Origin of the sequence: Streptomyces sp. NPDC005485 (genome assembly GCF_040606085.1) — a bacterium.
In the GTDB taxonomy this organism is placed as follows: domain Bacteria; phylum Actinomycetota; class Actinomycetes; order Streptomycetales; family Streptomycetaceae; genus Streptomyces.
Window position 1 is genome coordinate 1 of record NZ_JBEXDZ010000176.1, and the last position, 19,030, is coordinate 19,030.

A 19,030-nucleotide genomic window follows, 5' to 3' on the forward strand; every position below is an offset into this window, starting at 1 on the left:
GCGCGGCCCCCCGCGGCGCGCCCCGCCGGCCCCCACCCCGGCCGGACGGCGTCAGGAATCGGTGGCCTCCAGCGCCGAGAGGTCGAGGCGGGCGAGCCGCTCGGGGTCGGCGAGGATGTCGACGGCGACGATCCGTCCGTCCGCGACCGTGACGCCCATGACGCCCATCGGCTTGCCGTCGAGCATCGTGACGACGCCCACCGAGCCGTTGACGAGCACGAGCCGGGAGGACACGGCGACGCTGCGGAACATGACCGCCTGTCCGGCCACCGCTTCGGCACCGCGGACAAGCTTGGACACGGCCGCGCCGCCGACGAGCGCTCCGGCGTCGGCGCGCAGCACCACATCGGGGTCGAGGACGGCGACGAGCGCCTCGAAGTCGCCACCGCGGGCGGCGGCGAGGAACGCGTCGAGCACCTTCTTCTGGCGTCCGAGGTCGGGGTCGGGCGTGGGGGCGGAGCCCTGGACGCGGCGGCGGGCGCGGCTGGCGAGCTGACGAGTGGCGGCCGAGGAGCGGCCCACGATGGACGCGATGTCGTCGAAGGGCACCGCGAACATGTCGTGGAGCACGAAGGCGAGCCGTTCCGCGGGCTCCAGGGTTTCCAGGATCACCAGCAGGGCGAGCCCGACGGAGTCGGCGAGCAGCACCTCCTGCTCGGGGTCGATCCGCTCCAGGGAGCTCACCACCGGGTCGGGAACGTAGGTGTCCATGGGTTCTTCCCGGCGGGAGGTGCGCGAGCGCAGCATGTTGAGGCAGACCCGTCCCACGACGGTGGTGAGCCACCCGCCGAGGTTCCTGATGTCCTCGGTGTCGGTGCCGCTGAGCTTGAGCCAGGTCTCCTGAACGGCGTCGTCCGCCTCGCTGAGCGAGCCGAGCATCCGGTAGGCCACCGCCCTCAAATGGCCGCGGTGGTCCTCGAATTGCCGCGCGAGGTCGTTCTCGTTCATCGTTCCCCCATGGAAGTGCCGTGTCCGTCGTGTTCCGTCGTTTCCGTCACAAGATCAACGCCTGATCAAAACACACGGGTCACTTCCCCCGGAAGGCCGACGCATGCCGGGCGCCCCTTGCCGCGTACCCCTCCCGTGCGTCCTCGGAGGTGAGGGTGAGCGCGGCGGACATCGCGGTGCGGTCGAGGGCCGCGGCGAGCCCCGCGTCCGCGTAGGCGTCGATGTCGCGTTTGACGCCCTGGACGGCGAGGGGCGCGTTCGCGGCGATTTCGGCGGCGACGGCCCGGGCGGTCTTGTCCAACTCGTCGGGAGTGACGACGAGTTGGGCCAGGTGCAGGCGCTCGGCCGTGGCGGCGTCGATGCGGCGCCCGGTAAGGGCGAGGAGTTTCGCCCATCCGGCACCCGACTCGCGGGCGATCCGCAGGTCGCCTCCCGCGTCGACCGCGACCCCGATCTGTGCCTCCGGGAGCGCGAAGACCGCGTCGTCGGCGACGACTCTGATGTCCGCCATCAGCGCGAGCTCGAATCCGAAGCCGAGGCAGTAGCCGTGCACGGCCGCGACCACCGGCTGCGGGAGCCGGGCGAAGGCGGCGAACCGTTCGTGCGCCCAGCGGATGCCCTCGTAGTAGTTGCGGGCGCGCTCGGCGTCCGAGCGTCCGCTGATCACGCCGCCGGGCGCCGCCACGTCGATGCCCGCGCAGAAGGCCCGCCCCTCGGCTCGCAGCAGGACGGCACGCAGGGAGGTGTCGAAGCGGATCCGGTCGGCGAACAGCCCGAGTTGGCGGGTGGACTCCCAGCTCCACGCGTTGAGCTTGCCCGGGTGGCAGAGGGTGAGGATGCCCAGCCCGTCCTCGATGTCGAGGCGCAGCCGCTCCTCACCCTCCGGGATGTCGGTACGTGTGATGTCGATCATCGGCCGGCCCTCCGGGTTCTGATGAGTCGTCAGAACCCTAGGGGGCGTGGGCTATCGGTTGAAGAGTTCGAACGCGACGGCCGGTTTCCCGCCGAAGCGCTCACCCGCGGCCCGGGTGCTCGTGTTCAGGAAGTCGCGGCAGTACGTCTCCGGGTCCTCACTCGTCAACACCTCGATGTACGTGCGGTGTTCGAGCAGCGAGTTCACCGCGCGCTCCAGTCCTGGCGTCGCGTCGACCGCGTGGGTGGGTGTCGAGGAACCGGCGACGGCGACCCAGCGGACACCGTTCCAGGGTGTGAGGCCCTGCTCGATGAGCTCGGGGAAGATCCACCGGTTCCCGGCGTCCCCGGCGGCGTCCAGGGTGGCGCGCCCCACCGCCACGTGGTCGGGGGTGTTCCAGACCACCCCGCCCCAGGTGTCGCGGTGGTTGAGGGTGATCACCAGCTCCGGTCGGTGGCGGCGGATCGCGGCGGCGATGTCCCGGCGCAGCGCCGTGCCGTACTCGATGACGCCGTCGTGGTGATCCAGGAACTCCACCTCCGACACACCGACGACGGCCGCGCTCGCCCGCTGTTCCGCCTCGCGCAGCGGGCCGCACTTGGCGGGCTCCAGCGTGTCGATGCCGGCCTCGCCGCGGGTCGCCAGCACATAGACGACCTCGCAGCCGGCGTCGGTCCACCCGGCGATCGCCGCCGAGCAGCCGTACTCGAGATCGTCCGGGTGGGCGACGACGGCGAGGGCCCGCTGCCAGTCGTCGGGCATGGGCTTGAGCTGGGGATTCGTCGGCTCTGTCATGCCCGCAGACTAGGACGTGCCGGGCGGCGGCGGGTCAGTTTTCGTCGCGGGTGAGGGCCAGCAGCCGGTCCAGGACCCGCTGCCCACCGGCCCGTACGCCGTCGTGCTCGAACTCGTCGGTGACCCAGGTGCGCAGGCCGCGCACCGAGCGGGCCGTGCGCAGCGCGTGCTCGGTGTCGACGTACATGTCGTCGTGGTAGACGGCCGCGGCGACCGGCACCTCGTTGGCGGCCAGGCGCGCGGAGTCGTACAGCGGTGTCCAGTCCGTGCGCGAGGCCAGCTCCTCGGCGGTCTCGCGCAGCGGACGCAACGCCGGGTCGGTGTCGAACATCCAGGGGTGCACGGACTCGCCGGTGAACAGCAGCGGCCGGTCCTCCGTGAGCGTCTTGGCCGCGTCGAACTGCGGGAACTCGGCGCGCACCCGTTCGGCGGACCAGTCGGTGGGACGCGTGTCCTGGCCGTAGATCGCCTCGTGGACGAGGGCGTACAGCGGGTGGCCCGCGTACGACAGGAGGCCCTGGACCTCCTCCTGGAAGGCGTCGGAGAGGGCCGGGCCCCCGGGGGTCGGGACGAAGGCGTGCTCCAGCAGGAAGTGCAGCCGGTGGCTGCCCTCGCTGCCGCCGAGGAGGATGCCGAGCGACTGGAAGGCCTCGACGGTGAGCTTGTAGCCGCCGATCAGGACGGGCTCGTGCTGGAGCAGGTACTCGGCGATCTGCCGGGCCCGTTCGACGTCCTGCGGGTAGCGGGCGTAGTGCGCGGCGACCTTGCGTTCGATGCGCGGGTAGGCGGCGCGGTAGACCTCGTCGGCATGCGCGTCGAGCGAGGGCAGGCCGCCGGTGATGACGGCGGCGCGCAAGCCCTCGGGCGCTGTGGACAGGTAGTTCACCGTGCAGAACCCGCCGAAGCTCTGGCCGAGGACGGTCCAGGGGGCGCCGCCGGTGAGCGCGGGACGGATGGCCTCGCAGTCGCGGACGATGGAGTCGGCGCGGAAGTGCGTCAGATAGTCGGCCTGCGCGCGGGGGCCGCCGCGCAGTGGCAGGGTCTGCCGGTTGGCGGGCGTGGAGTGACCCGTGCCGCGCTGGTCGAGCAGCAGCACCCGGTACTCCTTCAGGGCCCGGCCGAGCCAGGCCGGCTTGCCGACGAACCGGTTGGCGCCGAACCCGGGCCCGCCCTGGAGGTAGACCAGCCACGGCAGGTCGGCCCCCGCCTTCTCACTCGCGACGACCTCCCGCGCGTACAGCTCGATCTGCTCCCCGGAGGGGTTGCCGTGATCGAGGGGCACACCGAAGTGGCGGTCGGTGAGGACGACACCGGGCTGGCGATAACTGACGGTCAACGGGGCTCCCGAGACGGACGGATGGCGGACCGCGTCCCAGTTCAGCACATGTTCGACCGGTGGCCGAGCCCGGGGATCAAGAATTCCTTACTGTACGGCGGATCAGCTGCGGAGGCCGGCGCGGGCCGCGGCGGGCCATTGGAGCCACTGACCGCTTTCTCAGCGCGCCGACAGGCTGGAGCGTCGTACCACCAGCTCCGGCTGGAGGACGACCCGGCGGTGGGCGTGCGGGGTCATGGCGGTCTCGGTCTCCTCCAGGAGGAGTTCGGCGGCGAGGGCGCCCATGGTGACGGCCGGCTGGCGGACGGACGTGAGGGGGACGGCCGCTGCCGCGGCGAACTCGATGTCGTCGTAGCCGACGATCGCGAGGTCGTCGGGGACGCCGACGCCTGCCGCGTACATGGCCTGCAGGACGCCGAGGGCGAGCAGGTCGTTGGCGCAGAACACGGCGGTCGGGCGGTCGGCGAGACCGAGGAGGCGGGCTCCCGCGTCGCGACCCGCGGCGACGTCGAGGCGCTCGGTGGGCAGCTCGCGCAGCCGGTCCGGGCCGAGACCGGCCTCGGCGAGCGCTTCGAGGGCGCCCGCGCGCCGGTCGCGGACCTGGTTGAAGCCGGGCGGCCCGCTGACGTACGCGATGGAGCGGTGTCCGGCGTCGACGAGGTGCCGTACGGCGAGTGCGCCGCCCGCCACGTCGTCCACGGAGACCGAGCATTCGGTGGTGCCCTCGGCGACCCGGTCGACCAGCACGAACGGGATGCCGTGGCGGCGGAACGCCTGGATGTTGCGGCCGGTCGCGTCGGCGGGCGTCAGCAGGACCCCGCGCACCCGCTGCTCGGCGAAGAGCGACAGGTACTCCGCCTCCTCGCCCGCGCTCTGTCCGCTGTTGCAGACCATCACGCCGAGGCCGGCCTCGCGCGCGGCCCGCTCGGCGCCGCGGGCGACGTCGACGAAGAAGGGGTTGCCCATGTCGAGGACGAGCAGGCCCATGATCCGGCTGCGGCCGGCGCGCAGCTGGCGTGCGGACTCGCTGCGGACGTAGCCGAGCCGGTCTATCGCGGACAGGACCCGGGCGCGGGTCTCGGAGGCCACCGAGTCCGGACGGTTGATCACGTTGGAAACGGTGCCCACCGACACTCCGGCGGCGCGGGCGACGTCCTTGATACCCACCGACTGGGACATCGGACAGAGACCTCCAGTAGAACGTGGGGCGGCGACGGCAGGCAGACCTTCACATTACCGTCGCCGCCCCGTACGGCGGCTCGGGTCAGGCGGGCAGCGCGAATTCCACGACGTGGAGCGCCGAGGCCGTGGTGCCGGTCGACGTCTCCTGGTACATGAAGGCCAGGACGTTGTCCGACTTCACCCGCAGCTCGTCGATCACGACCTCGCCGAACGCGTTCAGGGCGCTGCCGTCGTACAGCACCGCCCAGTCCGTGTAGCCCGAGGCCTTGGACGCGGCGGCTATGCGGCCGAAGGGGAACACGGCGTAGGCGTTGTCGTACTTGTCGAGGACCAGCTTGGTGCGCTGGCTGGAGTTCAGCGCGACCGGGATCTCGGTCTTCTGCCAGGTGCCGGAGGAGTTCTTGCGGAGGTGGAAGGCCCGGCCGTTGGCCGTGCGGTCGCCGACGTAGTTGGTGGTGCACTGACCGAAGCGGCCGGGGACGTAGCTGATGATCGCGTGCGGCAGGCCGGCGGAGTCGGTGAACTGGCTCTCCTGGTTCATCAGGGAGTGGTCCGGGTTCAGGGCGTCGACGACCAGGCCCGCGTCGGTCACGGCGACCGTGTCGGAGGTGCCCGTGGTGGCGACGAGCGCGGCCGTGTCGTTGCGCCAGGTGCGGCCGCGGTCGGTGGAGTAGACGTAGCCGGTGTCGTGGTTGGTGATGCCGCCGCTGTTGCACATCACGGCGGCGTTCTGCTCGCGCCAGGTGAAGAAGGAGTGCAGTCGGCCGTTGACGTCGTAGTCGATGCCGTGCAGGTACATGTTGCGGGCCGTCGAGGAGCCGTGCGTGCTGGTGTAGGTACCGGTGGAGCTGCTCCACTCCCCCAGGGCGGTCCAGGTCGAGCCGTCGTACTCGGCGAGCGCGTTGCGGCCGTTGCCGGAGATGCCGACGCGGTAGCTGAGCTGCAGCTTGCCCTCGGGGGTGGAGACGAACTGCGGGTAGGTGAACTGGGTGGTGAGGGCGAGGCCGTCCAGCGAGGTCTGGATCGAGCCGAAGACGGCGGAGGTCCAGGACGTGGTGCCGGGGTTGTCCAGCAGTCCGGCTATGGACTTCACGTAGAAGTAGCCGTCGCTGTGGGAGTCCATGTTCAGGTGCAGCCGGCCGTCCACCTTGGAGACGCCCATGGAGATGACGTTGTGCGAGTCGCTGCTCTTGAGCTGGTGGGAGAGGGTGACCTTGGACCAGCTGCTCGCTCCGAGCGCCCGCCGTGCGACCACGGCGTTCCTGGTGGAGGTGTACCAGGCGGCGTACTGGTAGCCCTTGTACGTCAGCAGGCCGTTCTTCTGGAACGAGTTGTTGTTGACCAGGCCGTCGTAGGAGACGAAGAACAGGGCCTGGCTGTCGAGCGTCGTGGTACCGGTCTGGGTGACCGAGGGGCCGGGGTTGGCCGCCCGTGCGGTGCCGGCGGCGAAGGCGGGGGTCACCACGGCTCCGGCGAGGGCGCCGGCCAGCAGGGTGCGTCGTCTCATCTCGGGGACTCCGTTGTCGTGCGGGGACGGGGGACGAGCAGGGTCAGGCGAGGTGGAACACTTCCGTGAGCGGTTTCATCGCCTCGTCGGGGCGGGCCCCGTCGAGCGATTCGAAGAACGGGGACATCTCGGCCTGCCAGCGGGCGTTGACCTCGGTGGCCTCCATGCCGGCGACGGCGGCGGCGAAGTCCTCGGTCTCCAGGTAGCCGACGAGCAGGCCGTCGTCCCTGAGGAAGAGGGAGTAGTTGTGCCAGCCGGTGGCCGAGAGAGCTTCGAGCATCTCCGGCCACACGGCGGCGTGGCGTTCGCGGTACTCGGCGAGCCGGTCCTCGCGGACCTTGAGGAGGAAACAGACGCGCTGCATGAAGTACCGCTCCTGACTCAGAAGTTGAACTGGTCGATGTTCTTCGCGGTGAAGACGGTCGGCTTGCCGAGGCTGATCACGCCGTCCTTGCCGATGGTGTACGAGCCCATGTCGCCGGCCTTGAAGGTCTCGCCCTCCTTGCCGGTGATCTGTCCGGAGGACAGCGCGACGGCCGTACGCGCGGCCAGCTCGCCGAGCTTCGCCGGGTCCCACAGCTCGAAGCCCTCGACGGTGCCGTTCTTGACGTACTTGCGCATGTCGTTGGGGGTGCCGAGGCCGGTCAGCTTGACCTTGCCCTTGTACTTGGAGCCGGACAGGTACTGGGCGGCCGCCTTGATGCCGACTGTGGTCGGGGAGATGATCCCGGCGAGCTTGGGGTGCTCCTGGAGGAGGCCCTGGGTCTGCTGGAAGGACTGCTGGGCGTCGTCGTTGCCGTACGCGACCTTCACCAGCTTGATGTTCTTGTACTTGGGGTCCTTCAGCTCGTCCTTCATGAAGTCGATCCAGGTGTTCTGGTTCGTCGCGGTCTGCGCGGCGGACAGGATCGCGATCTCGCCCTTGTAGCCGATCTGCTCGGCGAGCAGCTGCACCTCGGTGCGGCCCAGGTCCTCGGCGCTGGCCTGCGAGACGAAGGCGTTGCGGCAGTCGGTCTTGGTGTCGGAGTCGTAGGTGACGACCTTGATCTTGTTCGTCATGGCCTGCTTGAGGGCGGTGCACAGGGCGCCCGGGTCCTGCGCGGACACGGCGATCGCGTTGACCTGCTGCTGGGTGAGCGTGTTGACGTAGCTCACCTGGCCGGAGGTGTCGGTGGCGCTGGAGGGGCCGACCTCCTTGTAGCTGGAGCCCAGCTCCTTGAGCGCCTTCTCGCCGCCCTTGTCGGCGGAGGTGAAGTACGGGTTGTTGACCTGCTTGGGCAGGAAGCCCACGGTCAGGCCCTTCTTGGTGGCCGCGTTCGGGTCGGCCTTGCCGGCGCTGGCGGCGGAGCCCGTGTCGTCCTTGACGTCGTTCTTGGTGGTGCCGCCGCAGGCGGTGGCGGCCAGCGCGAGGGACGTGACGGCGGCGAGGGCCGCACAGGTACGGCGGATCGAGGACTTGCGCATGGTGAGGGTCCTTTTCGAGGGTGAGCGGAGCGGTTGAAGGGCGGCCGGGTGGGAGTTACGCGGCCGGAGTGGATGCCTTGGAGACGGGTGGCACCGGCGGGGCGGCGGTTCTGCGGCCCGCCCTCGCCACGGCGATCTGGCGCGCGACCCGGGGGCCGAGCACGGAGAGGACGAGCAGGACGCCGGTGACGACGATCTGCGACTGGGCGGAGACGTCCTGGAGGCTCATCACGTTCTGCAGCACGCCGAGCAGGAAGACTCCCGCGATCGCGCCGCCGAGCGTGCCCTTGCCGCCGTCGAAGTCGATACCTCCGAGGAGGACGGCCGCGATGACACCCAGTTCGAGTCCGGTGGCGTTGTCGTAGCGGGCGCTGGCGTAGTGGAACGCCCAGAAGATGCCGGTGAGCGAGGCCATGAACCCGGTCGCCACGAACAGCAGCAGCTTGTGCCGCTTGACGCGGATGCCGGCGAACCGAGCGGCCTCCTCGCTCGCGCCGATCGCGAAGAGCGAGCGCCCGAACGGGGTGGCGTGCAGCACGACCACGGCGATGGCGAGCAGGACCAGGAAGGGCAGGAAGGCCTGCGGGAGGAAGGTGTCGCCGAGGCGTCCGGCCGCGAAGTTCAGGTACTGGGTGGGGAAGTCGGTCACCGCGTCCGAGCCGAGCACGATCTGTGCGATGCCCCGGTAGGCGGCGAGGGTGCCGATGGTGACGGCGAGGGAGGGCAGTCCGAGCCGGGTCACCAGCAGGCCGTTGACGAGCCCGCAGACGACTCCGAGGAGGAGGCAGATCGGGATGATCGTCTCGATGGTCATGCCCTGGTTCCACAGGGCGCCCATCACGGAGCCGGAGAGTCCGGCGGTGGAGGCCACCGACAGGTCGATCTCACCGGCGACGACCAGCAGGGTCATCGGCAGCGCGATCAGCGCGATCGGCAGCGTGCTGCCGATCAGGAAGGACAGGTTGAAGGCGTTGCCGAAGCCGTCGACGAAGCCGAACGACATCAGCAGGACCACGAGGAGGAGGGCGCCGACGACCGTGTCCCAGCGGATGGCCCGCGTCCAGTTGGAGTCAGCCATGACGGGCGTTCCTCTTCTTCAGAGCGGACGCCACGCGCAGGGCGACGACCCGGTCGACCGCGATGGCGAGGATGAGCAGGATGCCGTTGATGGCGAGCACCCATACGGAGCTGACGCCGAGGGCGGGCAGGACACTGTTGATGGAGGTCAGCAGCAGGGCGCCGAGGGCGGCGCCGTAGACGCTGCCGGAGCCGCCGGTGAAGACGACGCCGCCGACGACGACCGCGCTGACGACGGTGAGTTCGTAGCCGTTGCCGGTGCCGGAGTCGACGTTGCCGAAGCGGGCCAGGTACATCGCGCCGGCGAGGCCCGCGAGGCCGCCGCAGAAGGTGTACGCGGCCAGGATCCGCTTGCGCACCGGGATGCCGGCGAGCCGTGCGGCCTCGGGGTTCGAGCCGAGCGCGTACAGCTCGCGTCCGCTGCCGAAGTGCTTGAGGTAGTAGGCGGTGGCGATCAGCACGGCCAGCGCGATGAGCGCCAGCCACGGAACGGCCGACAGACCGCCGGAGCCGAAGTCCACGAACCCGCCGGGCAGGTCGGCCGCCGTGATCTGGCGTGAGCCGACCCAGATCGAGTCGATGCCCCGGATGATGTAGAGGGTGCCGAGCGTGACGACGAGCGCGGGCACCTGGCCGAGGCTCACGAGCAGCCCGTTGAGGAGGCCGAAGCCGACGCCCAGCAGCACTGCCAGGGCGATGGCGATGACGGGGTTGCCGCCGCCCTGGAGGTACGTACCGGCGGCGAAGGCGCTGATGCCGAGCGTCGAGCCGACCGACAGGTCGACGTTGCGGGTGATGACGACCAGGGACTGGCCGGTGGCGACCAGGACCAGGATGGTCGCGTTCAGCAGCAGGTCCTTGATGCCCTGCTCGGACAGGAACTCGCTGTTGCCGGCCTGTGTGATGCCGATCATCACCAGGAAGACGACCAGGATGGCGAGTTCGCGCATCTTGAAGACGCGGTCGACCAGGCGCGTGCCGCTGGACTTGGGCGCCTCGGCGGCGGGGGCGGGGTTGGGAGCGGTCACCGTCATGCGGCGGCCCTCCCGGTGGCTGCGGCCATCACGGATTCCTCGGTGGCTTCGGAACGCGGGATCTCGGCGGTCAGGCGGCCCTCGTGCATCACGAGCACGCGGTCGGCCATGCCGAGGATCTCGGGCAGGTCGGAGGAGATCATCAGCACCGCCACGCCGTCGGCGGCCAACTCGCTGAGCAGTCGGTGCACTTCGGCCTTGGTGCCGACGTCGATGCCACGGGTCGGCTCGTCGACGATGAGCACCTTGGGGCCGGTGGCCAGCCACTTGGCGAGGACGACCTTCTGCTGGTTGCCGCCGGAAAGCGTGTTGACGGTGTCGGCGATCCTGGCGTACTTCACCTGGAGCTTGACGGCCCAGTCGAGCGAGCGGCTGCGCTCGGCGCCGCGGTCCATCAGGCCGGCCTTGACGGTCGTGCGCAGGCCGGTGAGCCCGATGTTGCGCTCGATGGACATGTCCATCACCAGGCCCTGGGCGCGCCGGTCCTCGGGGACGAGGGCGAGCCCGGCGGCCATGGCGGTGGAGGGGGCCCCGTTCGTCAGGGTGCGCCCGTCCAGCTCGACTTCGCCGGCGTCCCACCGGTCGATGCCGAAGACGGCCCGGGCGACCTCGGTGCGTCCGGCGCCGACGAGTCCGGCCAGGCCGACGATCTCGCCGCGCCGGACGTCGAAGGAGACGTCGGTGAAGACGCCCTCGCGGGTCAGCCGGCGCACGCTGAGCGCCACCTCGCCGGGCCGCACGTCCTGCTTCGGGTACAGCTCGTCGAGGTCGCGGCCGACCATCCGTCGTACGAGGTCGTCCTCGGTCATGCCGTCCAGCGGCTCGCTGGAGATGAGGGCGCCGTCGCGCAGCGTGGTGACCCGCCGGCAGATCTGGAAGATCTCCTCCAGGCGGTGCGAGATGAACAGCACCGCCGAGCCCTGCTCGCGCAGGGTGCGGACGACGCCGAAGAGGCGTGCCACCTCGCTGCCGGTCAGGGCCGCGGTCGGCTCGTCCATGATCAGGACGCGTGCGTCGAAGGAGAGGGCCTTGGCGATCTCGACGATCTGCTGGTCGGCGATGGACAGGCCGCGCGCGGGGCGGTCGGGGTCGAGCTCGACGCCGAGCCGCTGCATCAGGGCGAGGGTGGCGGCGTGGGTGGCCTTGTGGTCGATCCGGCCGAGGGCGCGCCGGGGCTGGCGGCCCATGAAGATGTTCTCGGCGATCGAAAGGTCGGGGAAGAGCGTGGGCTCCTGGTAGATCACGGCGATGCCGGCGTCGCGGGCATCGGCGGGTCCGTGGAAGACGGTCGGCTCGCCGTCGAGCAGCACGCTGCCGGTGTCCGGTCGGTGCACACCGGCGAGCGTCTTGATGAGGGTCGACTTGCCCGCGCCGTTCTCGCCGGCGAGGGCGTGCACTTCGCCGGGGAACAGGTCGAGGGACACGTCCCGCAGGGCGCGCACCGCGCCGAAGGACTTGGAGATGTCCTTCAGTGCCAGCACGGGGGCCGGACCCGGATCGGACCGGTGGGTCATGAGGGGCTCCTCTACGACGCGGGCCGGGGCCTCACGACGTCGTGAAAGGTTTCAACTGGGTTGCCGGGACGTTAGGCATGTCACCCATGTCGCGTCAATGGGTTCGTGTCGAAAAGTTTTCGATAGTCAAGGTCACAACCGCGTCACGGAGAGCAGGCTGGGTCAGAAGGCTTGACACCCGTTCGAGTGACTCCTAACTTCCCTTCTTGAATCGTTTCAGACAACACGTCTTTCCGACCCGACGTCCCAGGAGCCCCGAAGTGACCGAGCGCGCAGCGGTGAAGGCCGCCCTCAAGACCCAGGCCGTCGAAACGCCGTCATGGGCGTACGGGAACTCGGGTACCCGTTTCAAGGTCTTCGCGCAGCCCGGCGTACCGCGTACGCCGCAGGAGAAACTGGACGACGCCGCCCAGGTGCACGCCTTCACCGGCGCGGCGCCGACCGTCGCCCTGCACATTCCCTGGGACAGGGTCGAGGACTACGCGGCGCTGGCCAAGCACGCCGAGGATCGCGGCCTGAAGCTGGGCGCGATCAACTCCAACACCTTCCAGGACGACGACTACAAGCTGGGTTCCATCTGTCACCCGGACGCGGCGGTGCGCCGCAAGGCCGTCGATCACCTGCTCGAGTGCGTGGACATCATGGACGCGACGGGTTCCAAGGACCTGAAGCTGTGGTTCGCCGACGGCACCAATTACCCCGGCCAGGACGACCTCCGTGAGCGGCAGGACCGCCTCGCCGAGGGCTTGGCCCGGGTCTACGAGCGGCTCGGCGACGACCAGCGCATGCTTCTTGAGTACAAGTTCTTCGAGCCCGCCTTCTACGCGACCGACGTCCCGGACTGGGGCACCGCCTACGCGCACTGCCTCAAGCTCGGCGACAAGGCCCAGGTCGTCGTCGACACCGGGCACCACGCCCCCGGCACCAACATCGAGTTCATCGTCGCCACGCTGCTGCGCGAGAAGAAGCTCGGCGGCTTCGACTTCAACTCCCGCTTCTACGCCGACGACGACCTGATGGTGGGCGCCGCCGACCCCTTCCAGCTCTTCCGGATCATGTACGAGGTGATCCGCGGCGGCGGCTTCACCCCGGACGTCGCGTTCATGCTCGACCAGTGCCACAACATCGAGGCGAAGATCCCCGCGATCATCCGGTCGGTGATGAACGTCCAGGAGGCCACGGCGAAGGCGCTCCTGGTGGACAGCGACGCTCTTGCCGCCGCCCAGCGCTCGGGGGACGTGCTGGAGGCGAACGCCGTGATCATGGACGCGTACAACACGGATGTACGGCCGCTGCTGCGCGAGGTGCGTTCGGAGCTCGGGCTGGACCCCGATCCGATCGCCGCGTACCGCGCCTCCGGCTGGGCCGAGCGGATCGCCGCCGAGCGCGTCGGCGGGCAGCAGGCCGGGTGGGGCGCCTGACCACTCGCCGTAGGGGTGCGGTCCGTGGCATCCCCGTCGGTCGAGTTCGGCTGGGCGCGCAGTTCCCCGCGCCCCTTCGAGCGCTCCTCCCACCGTCGTAAGTACACCCCTCTCCTGAAGGACTGAGAACACCATGGCACCGCACCCCCAAGCCGCCGCTCTCCTCGCCCGTTCCCATCGGCTCGGCGCCGATCCCCGCAACACGAACTACGCGGGCGGCAACACGTCCGCGAAGGGCACCGACACCGATCCCGTGACCGGTGGTGACGTCGAGCTGATGTGGGTGAAGGGGTCGGGGGGTGACCTGGGCACGCTCACCGAGGCGGGGCTGGCCGCGTTGCGGCTGGACCGGCTGCACGCGCTGAAGGGCGTCTACCCGGGCGTCGAGCGCGAGGACGAGATGGTCGCCGCGTTCGACTACTGCCTGCACGGCAAGGGCGGCGCGGCCCCGTCCATCGACACCGCGATGCACGGTCTGGTGGACGCCGCTCACGTCGACCACCTGCACCCCGACTCCGGCATCGCGCTCGCCTGCGCCGCCGACGGCGAGAAGCTCACCGCGGAGTGCTTCGGCGACAGCGTGGTGTGGGTGCCGTGGCGCCGGCCCGGCTTCCAGCTCGGTCTGGACATCGCGGCCGTCAAGGAGGCCAACCCGCAGGCGATCGGCTGCGTCCTGGGCGGGCACGGCATCACGGCGTGGGGCGACACGGCCGAGGAGTGCGAGGCCAACTCGCTGCACATCATCCGTACCGCCGAGGCGTTCCTCGTCGAGCGGGGCAAGGCGGAGCCGTTCGGAGCGGTCATCGAGGGGTACGGCGCGCTGCCCGAGGCCGAGCGGCGCGAGCGGGCCGCGGCCCTGGCGCCGTACATCCGGGCGATCGCCTCCCAGGACAGGCCGCAGGTCGGCCACTTCACCGACTCCGACACGGTCCTCGACTTCGTGGCCCGTGCCGAGCACCCGCGGCTGGCGGCCCTCGGCACGTCCTGCCCGGACCACTTCCTGCGCACGAAGGTCAGGCCGCTGGTCCTCGACCTGCCGCCGACGGCCGACCTGGCCGAGGCGATCGCACGGCTGAAGGAACTGCACACCGAGTACCGCGCGGAGTACGCCGCCTACTACGAGCGGCACGCCCTGCCCGACTCCCCCGCGATGCGCGGCGCCGACCCGGCGATCGTCCTCGTCCCCGGCGTCGGCATGTTCAGCTTCGGCAAGGACAAGCAGACCGCACGCGTGGCCGGCGAGTTCTACGTCAACGCGATCAACGTGATGCACGGGGCCGAGGCCGTCTCGTCCTACGCGCCGATCGAGGAGTCGGAGAAGTTCCGCATCGAGTACTGGGCGCTGGAGGAGGCCAAGCTGCAGCGGATGCCGAAGCCCAAGCCGCTGGCCACCCGGGTGGCGCTGGTGACCGGCGCGGGCAGCGGGATCGGCAAGGCGATCGCGCACCGGCTGGCCGCCGAGGGCGCGTGCGTCGTCGTCGCCGACCTCAACGCCGAGAACGCTCAGGCGGTCGCGGCGGAGCTGGGCGGTGCGGACAAGGCCGTCGCGGTCACCGTGGACGTCACGTCCGAGGAGCAGATCGCCGAGGCGTTCAAGGCGGCGGTGCTGGCCTTCGGCGGCGTCGACCTGGTCGTCAACAACGCCGGCATCTCCATCTCCAAGCCGCTGCTGGAGACCTCGGCGAAGGACTGGGACCTGCAGCACGACATCATGGCCCGCGGCTCCTTCCTCGTCTCGCGCGAGGCGGCCCGGGTGATGGTGCAGCAGGAGCTGGGCGGCGACATCGTCTACATCGCCTCCAAGAACGCCGTCTTCGCCGGCCCCAACAACATCGCCTACTCCGCGACCAAGGCCGACCAGGCCCACCAGGTACGGCTGCTCGCCGCCGAGCTGGGCGGGCACGGCATCCGCGTCAACGGTGTCAACCCGGACGGCGTCGTGCGCGGCTCCGGCATCTTCGCGGCCGGCTGGGGCGCGCAGCGGGCGGCGACCTACGGCATCGAGGAGGAGAAGCTCGGCGAGTTCTACGCCCAGCGGACCATCCTCAAGCGTGAGGTGCTGCCGGAGCACGTCGCGAACGCCGTCTTCGCCCTCACGGGCGGCGAGCTGACGCACACCACCGGGCTGCACGTACCGGTCGACGCCGGCGTGGCCGCCGCGTTCCTGCGATGAGCACCGGCGTGAAGTCGTACGCCGCCGTCGACCTCGGCGCGTCCAGCGGGCGCGTCATGGTCGGCCGGGTCGGGCCGGACTCCCTTGATCTGACCGAGGCGCACCGGTTCCCCAACCGGCCGGTGCGCGTCCCCGAGGGCCTGCGCTGGGACATCCTCGCCCTGTACGCCGGGGTCCTCGACGGGCTGCGCGCAGCCGGCCGGGTGGACTCCGTCGGCATCGACAGCTGGGCCGTCGACTACGGGCTCCTCGACGCGGACGGGGCACTGCTCGGCAACCCGGTGCACTACCGCGACGCGCGCACCGAAGGCGTGGCGGAGAAGGTGTGGGCGACGGTCCCGGCCGCGGAGCTGTACGCGGCCACCGGCCTGCAGTACGCGCCGTTCAACACGCTCTACCAGTTGACGGCGGCTCGCGCCTCGACCCAACTCGCCTCCGCCCGGCGCCTGTTGCTCATCCCCGATCTGCTGACGTACTGGCTCACGGGCGAGGCGGGCACCGAGCTGACCAACGCCTCCACCACCCAGCTGATCGATCCCCGGACGCGCGCGTGGTCCTACGACCTCGCCGCACGGCTGGGCATCGACCTCAGCCTGTTCCCGCCGCTGCGGCAGCCGGGCGATCCGGCGGGCCTGCTGCGTCCCGAGGTGCTGGAGGCGACCGGGCTGAGCGGTCCGGTCCCGGTGACCACGGTCGGCTCGCACGACACTGCCTCCGCGGTGGCCGCGGTACCCGCCGCCTCCGGCGAGCGCTTCGCGTACATCTGCACCGGCACCTGGTCCCTGGCGGGCCTGGAGCTGGACGCGCCGGTCCTGTCGGAGGCGAGCCGGCTGGCCAACTTCACCAACGAGCTCGGTCTGGACGGCACCGTCCGCTATCTGCGCAACATCATGGGACTGTGGCTGCTCCAGGAGTGCCTACGGGAATGGGGGCACCCCGACCTCGGGGAGCTGCTGTCGGCCGCCGCCGAGGTGCCGGCGCTGCGGTCCGTCGTGGACGCGGGCGACGCGGCGTTCCTGGCGCCGGGCCGGATGCCGGAGCGGATCGCCGACGCCTGCCGGACCTCCGGCCAACCGGTGCCCGGGTCCCGCGCCGAGATCACCCGCTGCATCCTGGACTCCCTCGCACTCGCCCACCGCCGGGCGATCGCCGAGGCCCAGGAGCTCGCCGACCACCCGGTCGACGTCGTCCACATCGTCGGCGGCGGCACCCGCAACACCCTGCTGTGCCAACTGACCGCCGACGCCTGCGGCCTCCCGGTCGTGGCGGGCCCGGCGGAGGCGGCCGCACTCGGCAACGTCCTCGTCCAGGCCCGTGCGCACGGGCTGGTCGGCGACCGTACGGCGATGCGCGAGCTGCTGGCCCGTACGCAGCCACTGGAGCGGTACGTACCGCGGGGCGACACGGCGGCGTGGCGCGCGGCGGAGAACCGGCTCACCGGCCGGTGACCCGGACTCCCACTCGGCCCGCCCGGCGCGTACTCTGCATACATCCGATGATCGAGCACAAGGAGCTGCGATGCGTGTCGCCCTGTTCCTGACCTGTGTCAACGACACGCTGTATCCGGACACAGGCCGTGCGGTGGTGAAACTCCTGACCAGGCTGGGCGTCGACGTGGACTTCCCGCAGGGGCAGACCTGCTGCGGACAGGCCCACTACAACACGGGGTACCGCCATGAGGCCGAGCCGCTGGCCCGCAAGTTCTCCGATGTCTTCGGGGAGTACGACGCGATCGTGACGCCCTCGGGGTCCTGCGGGGCCATGGTGCGCGAGCTGTATCCGCGAATGGGTGAACGGGCGCGTGCCGAGGGGCGCGGGGACACGCTCGCCCGGGCGGTGGCGCCGGTGGTGCCGAAGACGTACGAACTCACCGAGTTCCTCGTGGACGTGCTCGGCGTGACGGATGTGGGCGCCCACTACCCGCACACCGTCACCTACCACCCCACCTGTCACGGCCTGCGCAGCCTCGGCCTGGGCGACCGCCCCCGGCGGCTCCTGGAGGCGGTCAAGGGGCTTGAGCTGCGGGAACTGCCCGGCGCCGAGGAGTGCTGCGGCTTCGGCGGGACCTTCGCCATGAAGAACTCCGATGTATCCGCGGCGATGGGCGCCGACAAGGTGCGCCACGCCGAGTCGACCGGCGCCGAGGTGCTGTGCGCCGCCGACAACTCCTGCCTGATGCACATCGGCGGGACCATGACCCGGCTGAGGACCGGCATGCGGCCGGTGCACATCGCGGAGATCCTGGCGAGCACGGAAGAGGAGCCGCTGGTATGAGCGGGAGCACGGAAGTGGAGCCGAGCACATGAGCGGGACGTTCGTCGGCATGCCGGCCTTCCCCAAGGCCGCGCACGAAGCCGTCAACAACCAGACCCTGCGCGGCAACCTCCGCCACGCCACGCACACCATCCGCGCCAAGCGCGCCAACGCGGTCGCCGAGGTGTCCGACTGGGCGCAGCTGCGCGAGGCCGGCAAGGAGATCAAGGACCACACGCTCCGTCATCTCGACCGCTACCTCGTGCAGTTGGAGGAGTCGGTCACAGCGGCGGGCGGCATCGTGCACTGGGCGGCCGACGCCGAGGAGGCCAATCGCATCGTCGCCGAACTCGTGAAGGCGACCGGCGAGAGCGAGGTCGTCAAGGTCAAGTCCATGGCGACGCAGGAGATCGCCCTCAACGAAGCGCTGGAGGCCGAGGGCATCCACGCCTACGAGACCGATCTCGCCGAGCTGATCGTGCAGTTGGGCAAGGACCGCCCCTCGCACATCCTCGTCCCCGCGATCCACCGCAACCGCGGTGAGATCCGCGAGATCTTCGCCCGTGAGATGAGCGAGTGGGGCCGCCCGGCACCCGAGGGACTCACCGACTCGCCCGCCGAACTCGCCGAGGCCGCCCGGCTGCATCTGCGCGAGAAGTTCCTGCGCGCCAAGGTCGGCGTCTCCGGTGCCAACTTCATGGTCGCCGAGACCGGCACGCTGGTGGTCGTCGAGTCCGAGGGCAACGGACGGATGTGCCTGTCCCTGCCGGAGACACTGATCTCGGTGGTCGGCATCGAGAAGATCGTGCCCACCTGGCGCGACCTGGAGGTGTTCCTGCAGACCCTCCCCCGCTCCTCGACGGCCGAGCGCATGAACCCCTACACCTCGACCTGGACCGGCACCACCGACGGGGACGGCCCGAAGGTCTTCCACCTGGTCCTGCTCGACAACGGCCGCACCGACACCCTCGCCGACGAGGTCGGCCGCCAGGCCCTGCGCTGCATCCGCTGCTCGGCCTGCCTCAACGTCTGCCCGGTGTACGAGCGGGCGGGCGGCCACGCCTACGGCTCGGTCTACCCGGGGCCCATCGGCGCCATCCTCAGCCCCCAACTCCGGGGCACACAGAGCGAGATCGACGCCTCGCTGCCGTACGCATCGAGTCTGTGCGGCGCCTGCTACGAGGTGTGCCCGGTCGCCATCGACATCCCCGAGGTGCTGGTGCACCTGCGCGAACGCGTCGCGCAGGGCGGGCCGGTGACCCGGGACGGCAACAAGGTGGTGCTGCGCCCCGCGAAGGGGCACGCCGCCGAGCGGGCCGCGATGCGCGCGGCCCGCTGGGCGTACATCCACCCCGGCGCGGAGCGCACCCGCCAGCGGCTCGCGGCGCGCACCCGCCCCTTCCATACCCCCAC

Annotated in this window: 16 protein-coding genes; 5 read left to right on the forward strand and 11 right to left on the reverse strand. The window is 70.6% G+C overall.

Going from position 1 to position 19,030, the window contains the following annotated elements:
• Window positions 1–51: 51 nt before the first annotated feature.
• The 11 genes from sigJ to ABZS97_RS37500 form a co-directional block, all read right to left on the reverse strand.
• Window positions 52–948, reverse strand: coding sequence for an RNA polymerase sigma factor SigJ (gene sigJ / locus ABZS97_RS37450; protein ID WP_356145456.1), 897 nt, complete (start codon window positions 946–948; stop codon window positions 52–54).
• Window positions 949–1,027: 79 nt separating this feature from the next.
• Window positions 1,028–1,861, reverse strand: a complete 834-nt coding sequence (locus tag ABZS97_RS37455; RefSeq protein WP_356145458.1) for an enoyl-CoA hydratase/isomerase family protein — start codon at window positions 1,859–1,861, stop codon at window positions 1,028–1,030.
• 51 nt (window positions 1,862–1,912) lie between these two features.
• Entirely contained in the window at window positions 1,913–2,656 is a 744-nt protein-coding gene (locus ABZS97_RS37460) for a PIG-L deacetylase family protein (RefSeq protein WP_356145460.1), read from the reverse strand.
• Window positions 2,657–2,690: 34 nt separating this feature from the next.
• Entirely contained in the window at window positions 2,691–3,992 is a 1,302-nt protein-coding gene (locus ABZS97_RS37465) for an alpha/beta fold hydrolase (RefSeq protein WP_356145462.1), read from the reverse strand.
• Window positions 3,993–4,151: 159 nt separating this feature from the next.
• Complete coding sequence (locus tag ABZS97_RS37470; protein WP_356145465.1) at window positions 4,152–5,171, reverse strand: LacI family DNA-binding transcriptional regulator; 1,020 nt, start codon at window positions 5,169–5,171, stop codon at window positions 4,152–4,154.
• An 85-nt stretch (window positions 5,172–5,256) separates the two neighbouring features.
• Entirely contained in the window at window positions 5,257–6,681 is a 1,425-nt protein-coding gene (locus ABZS97_RS37475) for a BNR repeat-containing protein (RefSeq protein WP_356145468.1), read from the reverse strand.
• A 43-nt stretch (window positions 6,682–6,724) separates the two neighbouring features.
• Window positions 6,725–7,045: an L-rhamnose mutarotase gene (locus tag ABZS97_RS37480; protein WP_356145470.1), complete on the reverse strand. Its 321-nt coding sequence runs from the start codon at window positions 7,043–7,045 to the stop codon at window positions 6,725–6,727.
• Window positions 7,046–7,062: 17 nt separating this feature from the next.
• The gene (gene rhaS / locus ABZS97_RS37485) at window positions 7,063–8,145 is read right to left on the reverse strand and encodes a rhamnose ABC transporter substrate-binding protein (protein ID WP_356145472.1); all 1,083 of its coding nucleotides are present in this window, start codon (window positions 8,143–8,145) and stop codon (window positions 7,063–7,065) included.
• Between the two features lie 55 nt (window positions 8,146–8,200).
• Window positions 8,201–9,223 (reverse strand): ABC transporter permease, encoded by a 1,023-nt coding sequence (locus ABZS97_RS37490; protein ID WP_356145474.1) that lies wholly within the window; start codon window positions 9,221–9,223, stop codon window positions 8,201–8,203.
• Window positions 9,216–10,256 carry an ABC transporter permease gene (locus ABZS97_RS37495; protein ID WP_356145476.1) on the reverse strand — a complete coding sequence of 347 codons (1,041 nt, stop codon included), beginning with the start codon at window positions 10,254–10,256 and terminating at the stop codon, window positions 9,216–9,218. Before ABZS97_RS37495 ends, ABZS97_RS37490 begins: the two co-directional genes overlap by 8 nt.
• On the reverse strand, window positions 10,253–11,770 hold the full coding sequence (locus tag ABZS97_RS37500) for a sugar ABC transporter ATP-binding protein (protein WP_356145478.1): 1,518 nt from the start codon (window positions 11,768–11,770) through the stop codon (window positions 10,253–10,255). The genes ABZS97_RS37495 and ABZS97_RS37500 overlap by 4 nt, the downstream gene beginning before the upstream one ends.
• Window positions 11,771–12,030: 260 nt before the next feature.
• Between ABZS97_RS37500 and rhaI the strand changes: the two genes are divergently transcribed.
• The 5 genes from rhaI to ABZS97_RS37525 form a co-directional block, all read left to right on the forward strand.
• Complete coding sequence (rhaI, locus tag ABZS97_RS37505) at window positions 12,031–13,191, forward strand: L-rhamnose isomerase (protein ID WP_356145480.1); 1,161 nt, start codon at window positions 12,031–12,033, stop codon at window positions 13,189–13,191.
• A gap of 133 nt (window positions 13,192–13,324) precedes the next feature.
• Window positions 13,325–15,364, forward strand: coding sequence for a bifunctional aldolase/short-chain dehydrogenase (locus ABZS97_RS37510; protein WP_356145482.1), 2,040 nt, complete (start codon window positions 13,325–13,327; stop codon window positions 15,362–15,364).
• Window positions 15,361–16,812, forward strand: a complete 1,452-nt coding sequence (locus tag ABZS97_RS37515; protein ID WP_356145485.1) for a rhamnulokinase family protein — start codon at window positions 15,361–15,363, stop codon at window positions 16,810–16,812. Before ABZS97_RS37510 ends, ABZS97_RS37515 begins: the two co-directional genes overlap by 4 nt.
• A 70-nt stretch (window positions 16,813–16,882) precedes the next feature.
• The gene (locus ABZS97_RS37520) at window positions 16,883–17,638 is read left to right on the forward strand and encodes a (Fe-S)-binding protein (RefSeq protein ID WP_356145487.1); all 756 of its coding nucleotides are present in this window, start codon (window positions 16,883–16,885) and stop codon (window positions 17,636–17,638) included.
• A 28-nt stretch (window positions 17,639–17,666) separates the two neighbouring features.
• Window positions 17,667–19,030: lactate utilization protein B (locus ABZS97_RS37525; protein ID WP_356145489.1), on the forward strand; the 1,364-nt coding region annotated here is incomplete at its 3' end.

Bases quoted from the DNA above. Each gene is read 5' to 3' on its own strand.
- sigJ (WP_356145456.1), bottom strand. From the start codon at position 948: ATGAACGAGAACGACCTCGCGCGGCAATTCGAGGACCACCGCGGCCAT.
- ABZS97_RS37455 (WP_356145458.1), bottom strand. From the start codon at position 1,861: ATGATCGACATCACACGTACCGACATCCCGGAGGGTGAGGAGCGGCTG.
- ABZS97_RS37460 (WP_356145460.1), bottom strand. From the start codon at position 2,656: ATGACAGAGCCGACGAATCCCCAGCTCAAGCCCATGCCCGACGACTGG.
- ABZS97_RS37470 (WP_356145465.1), bottom strand. From the start codon at position 5,171: ATGTCCCAGTCGGTGGGTATCAAGGACGTCGCCCGCGCCGCCGGAGTG.
- ABZS97_RS37475 (WP_356145468.1), bottom strand. From the start codon at position 6,681: ATGAGACGACGCACCCTGCTGGCCGGCGCCCTCGCCGGAGCCGTGGTG.
- ABZS97_RS37480 (WP_356145470.1), bottom strand. From the start codon at position 7,045: ATGCAGCGCGTCTGTTTCCTCCTCAAGGTCCGCGAGGACCGGCTCGCC.
- rhaS (WP_356145472.1), bottom strand. From the start codon at position 8,145: ATGCGCAAGTCCTCGATCCGCCGTACCTGTGCGGCCCTCGCCGCCGTC.
- ABZS97_RS37490 (WP_356145474.1), bottom strand. From the start codon at position 9,223: ATGGCTGACTCCAACTGGACGCGGGCCATCCGCTGGGACACGGTCGTC.
- ABZS97_RS37495 (WP_356145476.1), bottom strand. From the start codon at position 10,256: ATGACGGTGACCGCTCCCAACCCCGCCCCCGCCGCCGAGGCGCCCAAG.
- ABZS97_RS37500 (WP_356145478.1), bottom strand. From the start codon at position 11,770: ATGACCCACCGGTCCGATCCGGGTCCGGCCCCCGTGCTGGCACTGAAG.
- ABZS97_RS37510 (WP_356145482.1), top strand. From the start codon at position 13,325: ATGGCACCGCACCCCCAAGCCGCCGCTCTCCTCGCCCGTTCCCATCGG.
- ABZS97_RS37515 (WP_356145485.1), top strand. From the start codon at position 15,361: ATGAGCACCGGCGTGAAGTCGTACGCCGCCGTCGACCTCGGCGCGTCC.
- ABZS97_RS37520 (WP_356145487.1), top strand. From the start codon at position 16,883: ATGCGTGTCGCCCTGTTCCTGACCTGTGTCAACGACACGCTGTATCCG.